Origin of the sequence: Kribbella rubisoli, assembly GCF_004217145.1 — a bacterium.
GTDB lineage: Bacteria > Actinomycetota > Actinomycetes > Propionibacteriales > Kribbellaceae > Kribbella > Kribbella rubisoli.
Genome location: NZ_SHKR01000016.1, coordinates 564,024 through 578,664, shown reverse-complemented (window position 1 = coordinate 578,664; position 14,641 = coordinate 564,024). Strand labels below are relative to the sequence as shown.

Annotated in this window: 18 protein-coding genes; 10 read left to right on the top strand and 8 right to left on the bottom strand. The window is 68.6% G+C overall.

Annotation, left to right across the window (positions count from 1 at the left end):
• The first annotated feature begins 21 nt into the window (after positions 1-21).
• Together EV645_RS35430 and EV645_RS35425 are read left to right on the top strand one after the other, a co-directional pair.
• Positions 22-438, top strand: a complete 417-nt coding sequence (locus EV645_RS35430) for an ester cyclase (protein ID WP_130448423.1) — start codon at positions 22-24, stop codon at positions 436-438.
• 28 nt (positions 439-466) lie between these two features.
• The gene (locus EV645_RS35425) at positions 467-1,528 is read left to right on the top strand and encodes a GAF domain-containing protein (RefSeq protein ID WP_130448422.1); all 1,062 of its coding nucleotides are present in this window, start codon (positions 467-469) and stop codon (positions 1,526-1,528) included.
• On the opposite strand, the gene EV645_RS35420 is transcribed toward EV645_RS35425, so the two are convergent.
• Both EV645_RS35420 and EV645_RS35415 read right to left on the bottom strand, forming a co-directional pair.
• Positions 1,503-1,688, bottom strand: a complete 186-nt coding sequence (locus EV645_RS35420) for a DUF5703 family protein (RefSeq protein ID WP_130448421.1) — start codon at positions 1,686-1,688, stop codon at positions 1,503-1,505. The genes EV645_RS35425 and EV645_RS35420 overlap by 26 nt on opposite strands.
• Before the next feature lie 32 nt (positions 1,689-1,720).
• Complete coding sequence (locus tag EV645_RS35415; protein WP_130448420.1) at positions 1,721-2,662, bottom strand: aldo/keto reductase; 942 nt, start codon at positions 2,660-2,662, stop codon at positions 1,721-1,723.
• A gap of 51 nt (positions 2,663-2,713) precedes the next feature.
• Here EV645_RS35415 and EV645_RS35410 point away from each other — a divergent pair, with 51 nt between their 5' ends.
• Together EV645_RS35410 and EV645_RS35405 are read left to right on the top strand one after the other, a co-directional pair.
• Entirely contained in the window at positions 2,714-3,766 is a 1,053-nt protein-coding gene (locus EV645_RS35410; protein WP_130448419.1) for an LLM class F420-dependent oxidoreductase, read from the top strand.
• Complete coding sequence (locus EV645_RS35405) at positions 3,766-4,593, top strand: undecaprenyl-diphosphate phosphatase (protein WP_130448418.1); 828 nt, start codon at positions 3,766-3,768, stop codon at positions 4,591-4,593. Before EV645_RS35410 ends, EV645_RS35405 begins: the two co-directional genes overlap by 1 nt.
• A gap of 124 nt (positions 4,594-4,717) precedes the next feature.
• On the opposite strand, the gene corA is transcribed toward EV645_RS35405, so the two are convergent.
• On the bottom strand, positions 4,718-5,701 hold the full coding sequence (gene corA, locus EV645_RS35400; RefSeq protein ID WP_242000858.1) for a magnesium/cobalt transporter CorA: 984 nt from the start codon (positions 5,699-5,701) through the stop codon (positions 4,718-4,720).
• A gap of 37 nt (positions 5,702-5,738) precedes the next feature.
• Here corA and EV645_RS35395 point away from each other — a divergent pair, with 37 nt between their 5' ends.
• Genes EV645_RS35395 through EV645_RS35385 form a run of 3 tightly spaced genes read left to right on the top strand, consistent with a single transcriptional unit; the run spans position 5,739 to position 7,831 of the window.
• Positions 5,739-6,452 (top strand): histidine phosphatase family protein, encoded by a 714-nt coding sequence (locus EV645_RS35395; RefSeq protein ID WP_130448417.1) that lies wholly within the window; start codon positions 5,739-5,741, stop codon positions 6,450-6,452.
• Positions 6,453-6,464: 12 nt separating this feature from the next.
• Positions 6,465-7,040, top strand: coding sequence for a DUF3090 family protein (locus EV645_RS35390; protein WP_130448416.1), 576 nt, complete (start codon positions 6,465-6,467; stop codon positions 7,038-7,040).
• The gene (locus EV645_RS35385) at positions 7,040-7,831 is read left to right on the top strand and encodes an SCO1664 family protein (RefSeq protein WP_130448525.1); all 792 of its coding nucleotides are present in this window, start codon (positions 7,040-7,042) and stop codon (positions 7,829-7,831) included. Before EV645_RS35390 ends, EV645_RS35385 begins: the two co-directional genes overlap by 1 nt.
• Here EV645_RS35385 and EV645_RS35380 read toward each other — a convergent pair.
• Entirely contained in the window at positions 7,828-8,526 is a 699-nt protein-coding gene (locus EV645_RS35380) for a DUF6882 domain-containing protein (RefSeq protein ID WP_130448415.1), read from the bottom strand. The two genes, EV645_RS35385 and EV645_RS35380, sit on opposite strands and share 4 nt — an antisense overlap.
• 101 nt (positions 8,527-8,627) lie before the next feature.
• Between EV645_RS35380 and mshC the strand changes: the two genes are divergently transcribed.
• Positions 8,628-9,848: a cysteine--1-D-myo-inosityl 2-amino-2-deoxy-alpha-D-glucopyranoside ligase gene (mshC, locus tag EV645_RS35375; RefSeq protein WP_130448414.1), complete on the top strand. Its 1,221-nt coding sequence runs from the start codon at positions 8,628-8,630 to the stop codon at positions 9,846-9,848.
• Positions 9,849-9,914: 66 nt separating this feature from the next.
• Here mshC and EV645_RS35370 read toward each other — a convergent pair whose 3' ends face one another.
• From EV645_RS35370 to EV645_RS35360, 3 genes are all read right to left on the bottom strand, one after another.
• Positions 9,915-10,808, bottom strand: coding sequence for a hypothetical protein (locus EV645_RS35370; RefSeq protein ID WP_130448413.1), 894 nt, complete (start codon positions 10,806-10,808; stop codon positions 9,915-9,917).
• A gap of 11 nt (positions 10,809-10,819) precedes the next feature.
• Positions 10,820-11,590: a L,D-transpeptidase gene (locus EV645_RS35365; RefSeq protein ID WP_130448412.1), complete on the bottom strand. Its 771-nt coding sequence runs from the start codon at positions 11,588-11,590 to the stop codon at positions 10,820-10,822.
• Between the two features lie 96 nt (positions 11,591-11,686).
• Entirely contained in the window at positions 11,687-12,517 is an 831-nt protein-coding gene (locus EV645_RS35360; protein WP_130448411.1) for a polysaccharide deacetylase family protein, read from the bottom strand.
• Between the two features lie 52 nt (positions 12,518-12,569).
• Between EV645_RS35360 and EV645_RS35355 the strand changes: the two genes are divergently transcribed.
• Positions 12,570-12,938 (top strand): MerR family transcriptional regulator, encoded by a 369-nt coding sequence (locus EV645_RS35355; RefSeq protein WP_130448410.1) that lies wholly within the window; start codon positions 12,570-12,572, stop codon positions 12,936-12,938.
• Here EV645_RS35355 and EV645_RS35350 read toward each other — a convergent pair.
• Positions 12,935-13,783, bottom strand: coding sequence for a PAC2 family protein (locus tag EV645_RS35350; RefSeq protein WP_130448409.1), 849 nt, complete (start codon positions 13,781-13,783; stop codon positions 12,935-12,937). The genes EV645_RS35355 and EV645_RS35350 overlap by 4 nt on opposite strands.
• Positions 13,784-13,974: 191 nt before the next feature.
• Here EV645_RS35350 and EV645_RS35345 point away from each other — a divergent pair, with 191 nt between their 5' ends.
• Positions 13,975-14,628: an HAD family hydrolase gene (locus EV645_RS35345; RefSeq protein WP_242000857.1), complete on the top strand. Its 654-nt coding sequence runs from the start codon at positions 13,975-13,977 to the stop codon at positions 14,626-14,628.
• Positions 14,629-14,641: the final 13 nt, after the last annotated feature.

Here is a 14,641-nt window from a genome sequence, read left to right as displayed (position 1 = left end):
GGACCCGCGCACGATCGAGTCATGAGCACAACAGAGAGCAACAAAACCGTCGTCAATGACTTCATCGACGGACTGTTCACCAAAGGGGACCTCGGTGCCGTGGACACCCACCTGGCCGAGGACTTCATCAACCACGACCCGCCGTTCGGCGTGACGCCGGACCGCGAGGGGATGCGGGACGCCGGGAAGATGATCCGGGCCGCGTTCCCGGACTGGCACAGCGACACGCACGCGCTGATCGCGGAGGGCGACCTCGTCGTCGAGCGGTTCACGGCCGCCGGGACGCACCGCGGCGAGGTGATGGGCGTGCCGCCGACCGGCAAGGCGCTCAGCCTGCCGGGGATCAACATCTGGCGGCTCCGGGACGGCCTGATCGTCGAACGCTGGGGTCTGCTCGACGACCTCGGATTCCAGCGGCAACTCGGCGTAGCATCCTGACCATGGGGGCGGGGCGGGGTGGGGGACGATGGATCGCCTGGAGGTGCTGATCCAGCGCTGTTACGCGGGGCTGGACGCCGATCAATTGCGGTCCGAAGTGCTCGCGCGGCTGCGGGGTGTGCTGACGGTCGACGCGGCGTTCTTCGCGACGGTGGACCCGGCGACGGTGCTGTTCACGTCGGCGATGGTCGACGAGCCGCTCGGTGCGATCACCGAGCAGTTCATCGCGAACGAGTTCGGGCAGGACGACGTGAACAAGTTCGCCGTACTGGCCGGCGGCCGCGATCCGGTGCGGTCGCTGGGCCAGGCGACGAAGGGCGACTGGGGGAGCAGCCCGCGGTACGTCGAGTTGATGCGCCCGCTCGGTCTCGGCGACGAACTCCGCGCCGCGCTGATGTCGAACGGCCGCTGCTGGGGCGTCCTGTGTCTCCACCGCGAGACCGCAGAGGCGGGTTTCGCGGAGCAGGAGGTTCAGTTGGTACGCCGCCTCGCGCCGCACCTCGGCGAGGGCCTGCGTCTCGGACTCCGCCCCACCGCCTTCGAGGCGCGGGAGCCCGGGCCGGGACCGACAGACCATACCGTATGGTATGCCGGTGGGCCGCGAGTCGGGCCGGGGGTGGTGGTGCTGGACACCAGGCTCCGGATGCAGTCGTCGAGCGTCGAGGCGGATCACTGGCTCGCAGAGCTCGGCTCGGCGGATGAGCTGCCCGTTGCCGTCCGGTCGGTGGCCGCGCGGATGCAGCTCGACCAGGCGACGGCGAGGCTGAAGGTCAGGACGCGGGCTGGCGACTGGTTACAGCTTCAGGCGTCGCGGCTGGGGGACGAGGGGCGGATTGTCGTCGTGATCGAGCCGGTGACACCAGCTCAGCTGGGGTCCTTGCTGCTGGATCTGCATGGACTCACGCCGGCTCAGCAGCGGGTCACGGAACTCTTGTTGCGCGGGTACTCCACGCGGCAGATCGTCGAGCGGTTGTGCCTGTCGCCACACACCGTGCAGGAGCACGCGCGGGCGTCGTTCGACAAGGTCGGCGTCGGGAGCCGACGCGAGCTGGTGAGTGTGTTGCTCAGAGGGTCCGCATCACGCGGATGATGCGGCGGCGGAGCCAGACGCGGCGGGTGCCGTCGGGATAGCGACGAAGACGGGCAAGCTCCCACCCGCCGTACTCCGCGTGCTCGGTGAGCAACCTGCGCACCGCACCGCGGGACTCCGTCCTGGACACCTCGAACTGCTGCAGCTCGTATTCGGCCATCCGCACCTCCACCTACGGGAACAACCAAACCCTCACGAAACATCCTCCAGCGCCGCGGCGATCGCGGGCGGCAGGGTGAGTTCCTCCACTCCGAGCACCGACTTCAATTGCAGCGCAGTCCGGGCTCCGACGATGGCTGCCGACACGCCGGGCCGGTCCCGCACCCAGGTCAGCGCGACCTCGAGCGGGGTCCAGCCGAGTCCGTCGGCGGCTCGCGCGACCGCCTCCACGATGCCCGAAGACCGGGCGTCGAGGTAGGGGTCGACGAATCTGGACAGATGCTGAGATGCCGCCCGGGAGTCCGCCGGGATGCCCGTCCGGTACTTCCCGGTCAATACACCGCGGCCAAGCGGGGACCACGCCAGGACGCCGATCCCGAGCCCGGCGGCAGCGCGGAGTGCGTCGACCTCGGCGTCCCGGGCGAGCAGCGAGTACTCCACCTGGTTCGACACCGGGATCGCGCGGCCCGGCCACGCCTGCTGCCAGGTGACGGCCCGGGCGGACTTCCAGCCCGCGTAGTTCGAGATCCCGACGTACCGCACCTTGCCGGAGGTGACCGCGTGATCCAGCGCGGAGAGCGTTTCCTCCAGCGGGACGTCGTCGGACCAGGTGTGCAGCTGCCAGAGATCGATGTGGTCGACGTTCATCCGGCGCAGCGAGCCCTCGAGGTCGCGCAGCAGGGCGCCGCGGGAGGTGTCGGTGATCCGCTCGCCCCGGCGGACGCTGAACCCCGCCTTGGTCGCGATCACCAGGTCGTCGCGGTCGACCACGTCGCCGAGCAGCGACCCGATCAGCAGCTCGCTGTCACCATCGCCGTACGCCGCGGCCGTGTCGATCAGCGTCCCGCCCGCGGACACGAACGCCGCCAGCTGCTCACGCGCCTCATGCTCATCGGTGTCCCGGCCCCACGACATGGTGCCCAGGCTTAGCCTGCTCACCGCCAGTCCACTGTGACCGAGATAGCGCTGCTGCATGACCCGAGCCTATTGCGGCCCACCGACAACCTCTCGCTAGGCTCGCCAGTCATGCGACTCGGACTCAACATCGGCTTCGTCTTCGGCGGCGACGACCATCTCGATCACCTGAGGCTGGTGAGGGAGGCCGAGGCACTCGGCTTCGCTGTCACCTGGGCCGCGGAGGCGTACGGCTCGGACGCGGCCACGCTGCTCAGCTGGATCGCCGCCCAGACCACCACGATCGACGTCGGCGCGGCCGTTTTCCAGATCCCGGCCCGGACGCCGGCCATGACCGCGATGACCGCAGCCACGCTGGACCGGCTGTCGAACGGCCGGTTCCGGCTGGGTCTCGGCGTGTCGGGGCCGCAGGTTTCGGAGGGTTGGCACGGTGTCCGTTTCTCTCAGCCTCTGCTCAGGACCCGTGAGTACGTTGACATCGTGAACGCGGCCCTCCGGCGTGAGACCGTCGCGTACGAGGGGAAGCACTTCACCTTGCCGCTGCCCGACGGACCGGGCAAGGCGCTGAAACTGACCGTGCGGCCGATCCGCGACCACGTGCCGGTGTACCTGGCGGCGGTCGGTCCGAAGAACCTCGAGCTGGCCGGCGAGATCGCCGACGGCTGGCTCGGCATCCTGAACGATCCTGCCTACCTGGGAGAGCAGTTGACGCACATCAAGGCGGGCCGGCAAGCCCGTCAGCTCGGTCTCGACGGCTTCGACGTGGTGGTTTCCACGCCGCTGATGACCGGGGACGACCTGCAGGTCGCGGCCGACCCGGTCCGCGGGTACGCCGCGCTGTACATCGGCGGCATGGGCAGCCGGGAGAAGAACTTCTACAACGCACTCGCGGTCCGGATGGGGTACGCCGAGGAGGCCAAGCAGATCCAGGACCTGTACCTGGCCAAGAAGCACCGCGAGGCGATGGCCGCCGTACCGTTCGGGTTCCTGGACTCGATCTCGCTGCTCGGTTCGAAGGAGCGGATGGCCGAGAAGCTCACGGCGTACGCCGAGGCCGGGGCGACGACGGTCGCGGTGACGCCGTTCGCGTCGACCGTCGAGCAGCGGATCGCCGACCTGCACACCGCCGCCGAGGCGCTCGAGCTGTCCGGGGTCGCGGGCTGATGACGATCTGGGACTCCATCATCCTCGGCATCGTCGAGGGCCTGACCGAATTCCTCCCGGTCTCCAGCACCGGGCACCTGACCATCGTGTCGAAGATGCTCGGCCTGAAGATCGACGACCCGTCGATCACCGGCTTCACCGCGGTGATCCAGGTCGGCGCGATCGCCGCGGTCGTCCTGTACTTCTGGAAAGACATCTCCCGCATCGCGGTCGCCTGGGTCCGCGGCCTGGCGAACCCCGAACACCGCGGCGAGTTCGACCACCGCATGGGCTGGTACGTCATCGTCGGCTCCGTTCCGATCGTGATCGTCGGCTTCCTCGCCCGCGACCTGATCTCGGGTCCGCTGCGCAGCCTGTGGTGGGTCGCCGCCGCCCTGATCGGCTGGTCGGTCGTAATGGTCGCCGCGGAACGCATCGGCACCAAGGAACGCCCGCTGACCCGCATCACGTTCATCGATGCGCTCGTCATGGGCCTGGTCCAATGCCTGGCCCTGATCCCCGGCATCTCCCGCTCCGGCGCCACAATCTCAGCCGGCCTCTTCCGAGGCCTGGACCGAGTAGCCGCGACGAGAATCTCGTTCCTGCTGGGCATCCCGGCGCTTGTAGGCGCAGGCGTCTATGAACTGAAGGACGCTCTCCACGGCACCGTAGGCGCCGTGCCTCTGCTCGTCGGCACGGTCGTCAGCTTCGTCGTCGCGTACGCGTCGATCGCCTGGCTGCTCCGCTTCGTCGCCAAGCACACCATCGAGGTCTTCGCCTTCTACCGCGTCCTACTGGGCATAGTCCTCGTAATCCTCCTGGCCACCAGCACCATCACCGCCACCTGACGCAACCCCGCGCGCCCGCAACCCCGCGCGCCCGCGGACGCCGGCGCGCGGAGGGATATCCGTTCCTGTTGTGCCTTCTCTGCTCGTGTGAGGGGGGAGAAGGCGCAACACCAGTGGAGAACCCCTACAGCCAGCCGACCTTGCGGAAGAAGGCGTACATGGTGGTGCAGACGATGGCCATCAGGAGGAGGACGGCGTAGTAGCCGAAGTGCCAGCGGAGTTCGGGCATGTTGTCGAAGTTCATGCCGTAGATGCCCGCCAGCATCGTGGGGACCGCCGCGATGGCAACCCAGGCTGAGATTTTTCGCATGTCGTCGTTCTGCTGGACGGACACCCGGGCGAGGTGTGCGTTCAGCGCCGACTGGAGCAGGATGTCGATCGACTCGGTCTGCTCGGAGACGCGGGTGAGGTGGTCGGCGACATCGCGGAAGAACGGGCTCGCCTTCGGGCCGAGGCCGGCGACGCCGTGCGCGAACTCCTCCATCGGCTCGCGCAGCGGATCGATCGCCCGACGCATCTCGAGCACCTCGCGCTTGAGCCGGTAGATCCGCTCCGCGTCGCTGGTCCGCTCGGGCGAGAACACCGAGCTCTCGATCTCGTCGACGTCGAACTCGACCTGTTCGGCGACGGTCTCGTACTGGTCGACGATCGCGTCGCAGATCGCCCACAGTACGGCGGCCGGCCCGTGCCCGAGCATCGACGCGCGCTCCTCAAGCTCGTGCCGCGTGGTGGCGAGCTCACCGCCTTCCCCGTGCCGCACGGTCACGACGTACCGCTGGCCGATGAACGCCGTCACCTGGCCGGTCTCGACCGCGTCACCTTCGTCGACGTACCAGAGGGTCCGCAGTACGACGAGGATCATGTCGCCGAACCGCTCGACCTTCGGCCGCTGGTGGATCTGCAGTGCGTCCTCGACGGCAAGATCGTGCAGATTGAACAGCCGCTGCACCCGCTTCATCTCGTCGTCGGACGGGTCGTGCAGCCCGATCCACCCGAACGAGTCGTGGTCGTCGTCGATGGCCTGGGCAACGGTCTCGGGATCCTTGGGCAGATCCCGCCGTTCCCCCTCGGCGTACACCCCGCAGTCCACGATCACGTCCCCCATCATGGCACCCGAACTTGCCGGACCGGATAACGTGCACACCATGCCCACGGTGATTCTGGTCCGTCACGGCCGTAGTGCCGCGAATACGTCCGGCACGCTGGCTGGTCGCACGCCCGGTGTGAAGCTGGACGAGACCGGCGTCAAACAGGCCGAGGCGGTGGCGCAGCGGCTGGCCGAGCTGCCGCTGGCCGCGATCGTCACCTCGCCGCTCGAGCGGTGTAAGCAGACCGCCGCAGCGATCGCCAAGCACCACGCCGAGCACCATCCCGAGCACGTGTTGCGTCCGGCAACCGACCGGCGGTTGACCGAGTGCGGGTACGGCGACTGGACCGGCAAGAAGATCGCGACCCTCGCGAAGGACCCGCTGTGGGCCGTCGTCCAGCAGCACCCGTCGGCGGTCACGTTCCCGAACGGCGAGTCGATGCGGGGGATGCAGCAGCGCGCGGTCGACGCCGTACGAGCGCACGACGCGGAGCTCGCCAAGTCCCATGGCAACAACGCGATCTGGGTCGCGGTCTCACACGGCGACGTGATCAAGGCGATCGTGGCGGATGCGCTCGGCCAGCACCTGGACACGTTCCAGCGGATCGTCGTGGACACCGCCTCGACCACGATCATCACCTACACCGCGACCCGCCCGTTCCTGGTCCGCCTGAACGACTCCGGCAGCGAGCTGGCTTCACTGGTTCCTAAGCCGACAGCGAAAGGCAAGCCCAAGAAGCAGTCCTCGGACGCAGTGGTCGGCGGACGGTAATAGGGTCTAGATATGGCGCGAGTTGTACATACCTACGACGACCCAGAGCGGTTCGTCGCCGGCACCGTCGGAGAACCAGGTGCGAGGACGTTCTTCCTGCAGGCCAGGGCCGGGCAACGGCTGACGTCGGTCGCGTGCGAGAAGGAGCAGGTGATGGCTCTCGCGGAGCGTCTCGACGTGATGCTGGACGAGGTCGCCCGGCGCTTCGACCGCGATCCGGTGACGCAGACCGCGGTGGACGACACTGCGCCGCTGGAGCAGCCGATCGAGGAGGAGTTCCGGGCCGGCACGATGACGCTGGCCTGGGAGGCCGACGCCGAGCGCGTGGTGATCGAGGTGTTCGCGGTCGTCACGGGTGAGCAGGCCGACCTCGAGGAGACCGATCCGGTCACGGCCGCGATGGAGTCCGACGACGCCGAGGTGTTCATCGTCCGGATCACCGAGGAGCAGGCCAGGGCGTTCGCCCGGCGTGCGGTCGCGCTGGTCGCGTCCGGTCGCCCGAGCTGCCCGTTCTGCGGTCGGCCGATCGACGCGGACGGACACATCTGCCCGCGGGCCAACGGTTACCGCCGACACCTGCCGGAATGATGACTGATTCCGACCTGCTCGCCCGCGGGGAGCTGTCACTGCACGGTCGCCTCGTCGCGGCCTCGAACGGCACCTACCAGGGCTCCGTGAGCCTGGACGGGGAGACCGCTACTGTCGTCTACAAGCCGATCGAGGGTGAGCGGCCGCTGTGGGACTTCCCCGACGGCACGCTCGCGCAGCGCGAGTTCGCGGCGTACGTCGTGTCCGAGACGCTCGGCTGGTCGGTCGTGCCGCCGACGCTGTTGCGGGACGGGCCGCTCGGCGAGGGCATGGTGCAGTTGTGGATCGACGAGGCCGAGCTCGGGGCGGGGGAGACCGAGCTGGTCGACATCGTTCCGCAAGGTCGCGTGCCGAAGGGCTGGGTCGGCGTACTCGAGGCGCTCGACGGCCGCCACAACCCGGTCACGCTCGTGCACGCGGACAACGACGCCCTGAAGCGGATGGCCGTCTTCGATGCCGTGGTCAACAATGCCGACCGCAAGGGCGGCCACGTGCTGAACCCGGGCGACGGCCGGGTGTACGGCGTGGACCACGGCGTCACGTTCAACGCCGACGACAAGCTCCGCACGGTGCTGTGGGGCTGGGCCGGCGACCCGATCCCGGCCGACCTGCTGGACGACGTACGCCGGTTGGCGGATCAGCTCGCTGGTGGCTTCGGGCAACAACTGTGCGAGCTGATCACCACGGTCGAGCTGACCGCGACCCGCGAGCGCTGCGCGACGCTGCTCAAGACCGGCAGCTTCCCGTATCCGAGCGACGACTGGCCCGCGATTCCCTGGCCGGCGTTCTAGCCCTTCGGTTCGACGCCGACGTTGCCGATGCGGCCGAGGTCGTCGAAGGTCACGACCACGGCGCTGCCGTTCGGCGCCGTGCCGCGGATCGCGTCGGGCCCCTCGTCGTACGGCAGGCCGAAGTGCTGGAAGTACCCGCGGACGACCTGACGGTGGTCGGACGGGAACACGCTGACAGCCGTCATCAGCAGTCGCGGCGTGGCGATCGCATCGAACCCGGCCAGCGGCAGCTGCTCGTCCGCGACATGCAGATACACCTGCCCGCGACCGTCGTTGATCGCGGTCGACCAGACGCCACGACCACCGAGTACGGCGCCCGCGGTGATCGCGAGCGTGATCGCGGCCTGCGCCGGTTGCGGGAACCCGCTCAGGTCCAGGCTGCCGGTGGTGAACTCGTCGATCCCGTGCCTGCCGCCGAACTGCCGGATCGCGTCGGTCGGCGCGACTGCCGGCGCGTCCGGGCCGAAGCCCGGGTTCGCCCAGCCCCACAGCCAGGTGCTGTCCTGGTGCGAGAAGCTGCCGAGCAACGAGACGCCGCCGAGGGCGGTTCGGTCGCCGGTGAGCGTCCGCGCGTCGAGGTCGGCGTGCAACGAGCCAGGGCCGACCACCTCGTTGAAGAGGTCCTGTTGCTGGATCGCGGCGGCGGCGATCCAGCCGCCGTACGCCTGGAAGTCGGAACCGAAGTCAGCGCTCATCGCTCGCGACGCTAGCTGGACGTGGGGGCCAGCCGGTGGACGGACCACAGATTGGAACCGTGTTGCGTCATTGAAAATCGGACTGGCATAAGCTCCGACACATGCAGGCGTGGACGAAACCAGACATCCCGGTCGTACCCGGGCCGGCCCGGCGGCTGCGCCTCTACGACACCGCCTCCCGCGGCCTGGTCGAGGTGCCCCCGACGGACAGCGCGACCGCCCGGATGTATGTGTGCGGGATCACGCCGTACGACGCGACCCACATGGGCCATGCCGCGACGTACGTCACGTTCGACCTGATCAACCGGATGTGGCGGGACAGCGGGTACGACGTCCACTACACGCAGAACATCACCGACGTCGACGATCCGCTGCTCGAGCGGGCGACGGCGACCGGCGTCGAATGGACCGAGCTGGCCGCGCAGGAGATCCAGCTGTTCCGCGACGACATGACCGCGTTGCGGGTGATCCCGCCGCAGCACTACATCGGCGTCGTCGAGTCGATCGATCTGGTCTCCGATGCGGTCGAGGACCTGCGCCGGGCCGGGGCCGTGTACTCCGTCGACGGCGACCTGTACTTCGCGGTGAAGACCGACCCGCTGTTCGGCGGCGTGTCGAACTACGACCGCGAGACGATGCGGGAGCTGTTCGCGGAGCGCGGCGGCGACCCGGATCGCGAGGGCAAGCAGGACCCACTGGACAGCCTGCTCTGGCGGCACGAGCGACCGGGGGAGCCCTCGTGGGACTCGGGGCTCGGACGCGGCCGGCCGGGGTGGCATGTGGAGTGCTCGGCGATCGCGCTGAAGTACCTCGGGATGACGTTCGACGTCCAGGGCGGCGGAACGGACCTGATCTTCCCGCACCACGAGATGTCGGCGAGCGGTGCGCAGGTCGCGACCGGCGAGCATCCGTTCGCGCGGGCGTACGTGCACCAGGCGATGGTCGGGCTCGACGGCGAGAAGATGTCGAAGTCCAAGGGCAACCTGGTGCTGGTGTCGAAGGAGCGGCTCGCGGGCGCGGACCCGATGGCTATCCGGCTGGCTCTGCTCACGCATCACTACCGCACCGACTGGTTCTGGATGCCGTCCGACCTGGCCGATGCGCAGGCGCGCCTCGACGTCTGGCGTGGTGCGGCGGGCCGCGGGTCTGGGCCCGATGGCGCGGCTGCGGTAGATGCCCTGCGGGCGGCGCTCACGAACGATCTGGACACGGTCGCTGCGCTGGCTGCCGTGGATGCCTGGGCGGAGAGCGAAGGCGACGACCACGAGGCTCCCGCCCTGGTCGCCGTAGCCGTCGACGCCCTCTTGGGCGTCAAGCTCTAGCAAGAGGTTGGGGAGGATCTTGTGCCCGATTCGGTACAAGATCCTCCCCAACTCGTTTGATGCGGGTTAGCCGGTGACGGCTTGGTGGGTTTTGACGGGGGTGGGGACCGGGGCCGCTGGGACGTGGTCGACCGGCGGAGCCTGGACGTCCGGCTGGGTCGGCTTCGGGGTGGGCTTCGGCTTGGCGGCCGGCTTGGCGCAGGTGGCCGAGGCGAGGTTGATGACCTCGGTGCCGCCGCCCAGGTTGATGGTCAGGCCGGTGATGGTGAACGAGCCGTCCGAGCGCTTGCCCTGGCTGTTGACGCTGATGGCCGCCAGCGGGTTGGAAGGCAAGGACGCGCCCTGCTTGGTGCTCGGCAGCTTCAGGGTCTGACCGAGCAGCGTCACCGCGCCGAGGTCGACGCCGCCGGAGTCACCCGAGCAGTAGACGTTCAGCGAGTCGATGGCGAGCAGCGAGCTCGGCGGGTTGAGCAGCAGGTTGCACAGGTCCGGGAGGTTCTTGACCGGCAGGTCCTTGGTGCTCAGCTTCGGCAGAGGCAGGCCCAGGTCGGGCAGCGCGATGTCCGGCAGCGGCAGGTCGTCCGCGCCGGTCTTCGGCAGGCTCGCGCACTGCTGCTTCAGCTCCGGCGGGATCTGCACCTGGCTGAGGATGTCCGGACCGACCACGATGTCGAACAGTTCGACGGACGCCGAGTCGTTGCCCGCGGTCGCCGTACCGGCCCGGACCGAGAGCAGCGGGTTCTTCGGGAGCTCCAGCGCGGAGGTCGTCTGCCGCTTGCCGTCGAGCGATTCGGCGTACGGCGTCTTCGCGATCGGCACCTGGCCTTCCGCGCTCACGGCGTACGCCGACGACGGGCGGGCCGCGGCGTTGCCGGCCGGCGCACTGGCGACCAGGCTGAACGTCACGACCCCCGCGACGGCCGCAGCCGTCAGCACAGTCGGAGTCAACTGTCGTCGCATACGGAATCTCCTTATTTGCTGTCGATCAGGACAAGCGTCCCGAGCGGAACCTTCTGCAGATCGGCGAGGGCGGTCTTCGGCACCCGGACGCAGCCCGCGCTGATCGCCGCCCCGAAGACGTGGGGATTCGGCCAGCCGTGGATCGCGACCGTACCAGGTCCGCCACCGAACGTGTCCAAGGTGGGACTGTGTGCACCCAACGGGAGCACGATCGGCGACGCCGACCGCTTGTGGTCGATGATCGAGCCGAGCAGGAAGGTCCGGCCGGGCGGCGTCGGCGTCTTCTTCGCGCCGACCCCGGCCTTCCAGGTGCCCAGGCTCTTGTTCTTGTCGAAGAGCTCGATGGTCCGCGAACTGGTGTGCACACGGATCAGGTACGACGAGGAGGCGCGGTCGAGGTCCTCGTCCTGCAGCCAGCCGGTGGACCGGTTGGGCTTGGAGGGGAGCAGGACCCGCACCCAGCCATCGGTCTGCTCGACGACCGGCAACCAGGTCTGGCCGAACTGCGTGGGCGCGATCTTGCCGAACGCGTCGGCGTCCGGGGCGGTGAACAGGGCCGCCTCGGCACGCGGGTGGACGACCAGGCCGTTGGTCCCGGAGAACGGCTGGGTGTCGAGCGGAGCGGTGGCGATCGTGGTGGCGGTCGTCGACGCCGTCAGCGTGGTGAGGTCGACGGTGACCTGCTTCGTCTTGTTACCGAAGATGCCGACCGCGGCGACGATGCCGAGCAGCACGAGCACGGCAAGGGCAGGGATCGAAGTACCGCCCCGCTCGTCGCGCATATCACTCCCCGTGCTCCCGGTGACGGCGCGCCGTCACCCCCCAGTTATCCGGACGAGAATAAACCCATTAGTAACAACGCGCCATGCCGGGCCGGGTTACGTGGTCGAGTGGTGGGCGGCGATGTCGTCACTCGTGGTCAGCCAGACGTCGCTCTGCGCGGCAATGTACTCCAGTGCGAGGTTCAGGTACTTCGCCCGGAACGGCTGCCCGATCACGAACGGATGCAGCGCCAGCGCCATCACTCGCCCGCCCTCTTCACGGAGTACGTCGTACTGGTCCTTCACCATCTGGAGGAAGTCGGGGCCGGACAGGCCGCGGAGGAGCAGGCCGAGGTCGTTGAGCTCGAGCGTGTACGGGACGCTGAGCATCCCGGGCACGTTGAGGCGGTACGGCTGATCGTCGTTGGTCCAGTCGAGGACGTACCGGTACCCGAGCTCGCCGAGCAGTTCCGGGGTGTTGTGGGTCTCGGTCAGCGCCGGCCCCATCCAGCCTTTCGGCCGCTTGCCGGTGGCGGTCTCGATCGTGCTGGTGATGTCGGTGAGGATGCGACGTTCCTCGTCGGGCTCGTAGCCGGTGTGCAGGATCGAATTGGTCTGCCCGTGGGAGAGCCAGGCCCAGTCGCGTTCGACGCCGGCCTTGATGATCTGCGGGTTGCTCTCGGCAACCATCGAGTTCACGAGAGCACTCGCGCGGACGCCGTACCGGTCGAGGATGTCGATGGTCCGCCAGATGCCGACGCGGGCGCCGTACTCGCGCCATCCGTGGTTCAGCGCGTCGGGTTTGACGTCGATCGGCCAGATGCTGGTGGAGGGCTCGTCGGGCAGGAAGTGCTCGATGTTGAGGCCGACATAGAAGGCCACGCGCTTGCCGTCGGGCCAGTCGAGGGCGGGTCGTTCGGTGATCGGGCCGTAGTCGTAGAGCGTCATACCGGGACGGTAAAGTCTGACATCAGTGTCAGGTTCAAGTCCTGGAGGCGGCGTGCGGATCGGGGAGCTGGCGGAGCGGGCCGGGGTGAGTGTGCGGTCGTTGCGGTACTACGAAGTGCAGGGCCTACTCGTGTCCGAACGGACAGCCGGCGGGCAACGTGAGTACGCCGAACGCGCCGTGGATCGCGTGATCCTGATCCAGGAGCTGTTCGCCGCCGGGCTGCACAGCAAGAAGATCGCCGAGTTGCTGCCGTGCATGCGGGACCCGGACGGCGGGCCGAACGAGCGGGCCACGCCCGAGCTCGTCACCGAGCTGACCGCCGAACGGGACCGCATCGACCAGATGATCGCCGACCTCACCACGTCCCGCGCCGTACTCGACGACGTCATCACTACAGCGACGCGCGAGATGCCGGCTTAGTCGCTCGGGTGGTTCTTGTTGCGGCGTCTGAGGTAGCGCTCGAACTCGGCTGCGATCGCCTCGCCGGTGGCTTCGGGGAGGTCGGCCGTGTCGCGCTGCTCCTCGAGCGACTGGACGTACTCCGCGACCTCCGGGTCCTCTTCGCTGAGCTCGTCGGCGCCGCGCTGCCACGCGCGGGACAGCTCCGGCAGATCGCCCTCGGGGATGGCCAGATCCAGCAGTGCCTCGATCTTGCCGAGCAATGCGAGTGACGCCTTCGGGCACGGCGTGCCGGCGATGTAGTGCGGGATCGCGGACCAGATCGAGACCGACGGGACGCCGAGCGTGGTGCACAGGTCGGCGAAGACACCGGTGATACCCGTCGGGCCTTCGTACGTCGACGCCTCGAGGCTCCACGATGCGGTGAGCTCCGGGTCGGACGAGGTCGCGGACACCGGGATCGGGCGGGTGTGCGGCGAGTCGGCGAGCAGCGCGCCGAGCACGACGACGATCTGCGCGTTGGACTCGTCGACGATCTCCAGCAGCTCGCGGGAGAACGCGCGCCAGCGCATGTTCGGCTCGATGCCGCGGATCAGCAGCACGTCGCGGCCGGTGTCGTCGGGACGCGCCAGGTAGATCCGCGTCGTCGGCCAGGTCAACCGCCGTACGCCGTCCTCGTCGAGGCCGACCTGGGGACGGTTCACCTGGAAGTCGTAGTAGTCCTCGGGGTCGATCGCCGTGACGAGCTCCGCGTCCCACTCGTCGACGAGATGGTCGACCGCTCCGGTGGCCGCCTCGGCCGCGTCGTTCCAGCCCTCGAACGCGGCGATCACGACCGGGTCCCTCAGGTTCGCGAGGTCAACCACTCGCAGGCCCCCTGTCGTCTGTAGGCAATCCGGCGGGAAACCGGACTGCCAGCCTACGTGTTCCGGCGGACACGTGTGCCCGGTTTCACGCCCAGCGGAACGTGTCGGTGAGACCCGAAATGTCCGGACCTGGCGCGACCAGGGAGAATGGAGTGGATCTGATCTGAGCGAACGACGTAGAGGAGCGGTAGTTGCCGGCCCTGCAAGCAGTGCTGTGGGACATGGACGGGACGTTGGTCGACTCCGAGAAGGTCTGGGCGGAGGTCCAGCTTGCCTTACTGGCCGAGCTCGGCGCGACCTGGACGATGGACGACTGCATGAGCCTGATCGGCAGCGACCTGCGCGATGCCGTCCAGGTCTGGATGGCGCGGATCCCGGCCGGCGTGATCACCGCCGAAGAGCTGGCCGACCGGATGTTCTCCGAGGTGATCGTGGCGCTCCGCAAGGAGGTCACGTTCCAGCCCGGCGCGCTCGAGCTGCTGCAGGCACTGCGCAAGGAAGATGTCCCGTGCGCGCTGGTGTCGGCGTCGTACCGGCAGATGATCGACGCCGTTCTCCTGCACCTGCCTGCGGACCTGTTCGACGTGATCATTGCCGGTGACGAGGTGACGCTCGGCAAGCCGAACCCCGAGCCGTACTTGACCGCCGCGGCCAAGCTCGGCGTCGATCCGGCCAACTGCGTCGTGATCGAGGACTCGATGACCGGCACCCAGGCAGGTACGGCGGCCGGCGCGTACGTCGTCGCCGTGCCGCAGTGGATCTCGATCCCCGAGGCACCTCGCCGACTCGTCGTCAAGTCGCTCGAACCGCTCACGCCGGAGTCCCTGCGCGCGCTGCTCCGTTGACCAGCTACCGTCA

Coding starts and splice junctions, on each gene's coding strand:
- EV645_RS35405 (WP_130448418.1), top strand. CDS start 3,766: ATGACGATCTGGGACTCCATCATCCTCGGCATCGTCGAGGGCCTGACC.
- EV645_RS35410 (WP_130448419.1), top strand. CDS start 2,714: ATGCGACTCGGACTCAACATCGGCTTCGTCTTCGGCGGCGACGACCAT.
- EV645_RS35395 (WP_130448417.1), top strand. CDS start 5,739: ATGCCCACGGTGATTCTGGTCCGTCACGGCCGTAGTGCCGCGAATACG.
- EV645_RS35380 (WP_130448415.1), bottom strand. CDS start 8,526: ATGAGCGCTGACTTCGGTTCCGACTTCCAGGCGTACGGCGGCTGGATC.
- EV645_RS35370 (WP_130448413.1), bottom strand. CDS start 10,808: ATGCGACGACAGTTGACTCCGACTGTGCTGACGGCTGCGGCCGTCGCG.
- corA (WP_242000858.1), bottom strand. CDS start 5,701: ATGATGGGGGACGTGATCGTGGACTGCGGGGTGTACGCCGAGGGGGAA.
- EV645_RS35360 (WP_130448411.1), bottom strand. CDS start 12,517: ATGACGCTCTACGACTACGGCCCGATCACCGAACGACCCGCCCTCGAC.
- EV645_RS35390 (WP_130448416.1), top strand. CDS start 6,465: ATGGCGCGAGTTGTACATACCTACGACGACCCAGAGCGGTTCGTCGCC.
- EV645_RS35385 (WP_130448525.1), top strand. CDS start 7,040: ATGACTGATTCCGACCTGCTCGCCCGCGGGGAGCTGTCACTGCACGGT.
- EV645_RS35430 (WP_130448423.1), top strand. CDS start 22: ATGAGCACAACAGAGAGCAACAAAACCGTCGTCAATGACTTCATCGAC.
- EV645_RS35365 (WP_130448412.1), bottom strand. CDS start 11,590: ATGCGCGACGAGCGGGGCGGTACTTCGATCCCTGCCCTTGCCGTGCTC.
- EV645_RS35420 (WP_130448421.1), bottom strand. CDS start 1,688: ATGGCCGAATACGAGCTGCAGCAGTTCGAGGTGTCCAGGACGGAGTCC.
- EV645_RS35425 (WP_130448422.1), top strand. CDS start 467: ATGGATCGCCTGGAGGTGCTGATCCAGCGCTGTTACGCGGGGCTGGAC.
- EV645_RS35415 (WP_130448420.1), bottom strand. CDS start 2,662: ATGCAGCAGCGCTATCTCGGTCACAGTGGACTGGCGGTGAGCAGGCTA.
- mshC (WP_130448414.1), top strand. CDS start 8,628: ATGCAGGCGTGGACGAAACCAGACATCCCGGTCGTACCCGGGCCGGCC.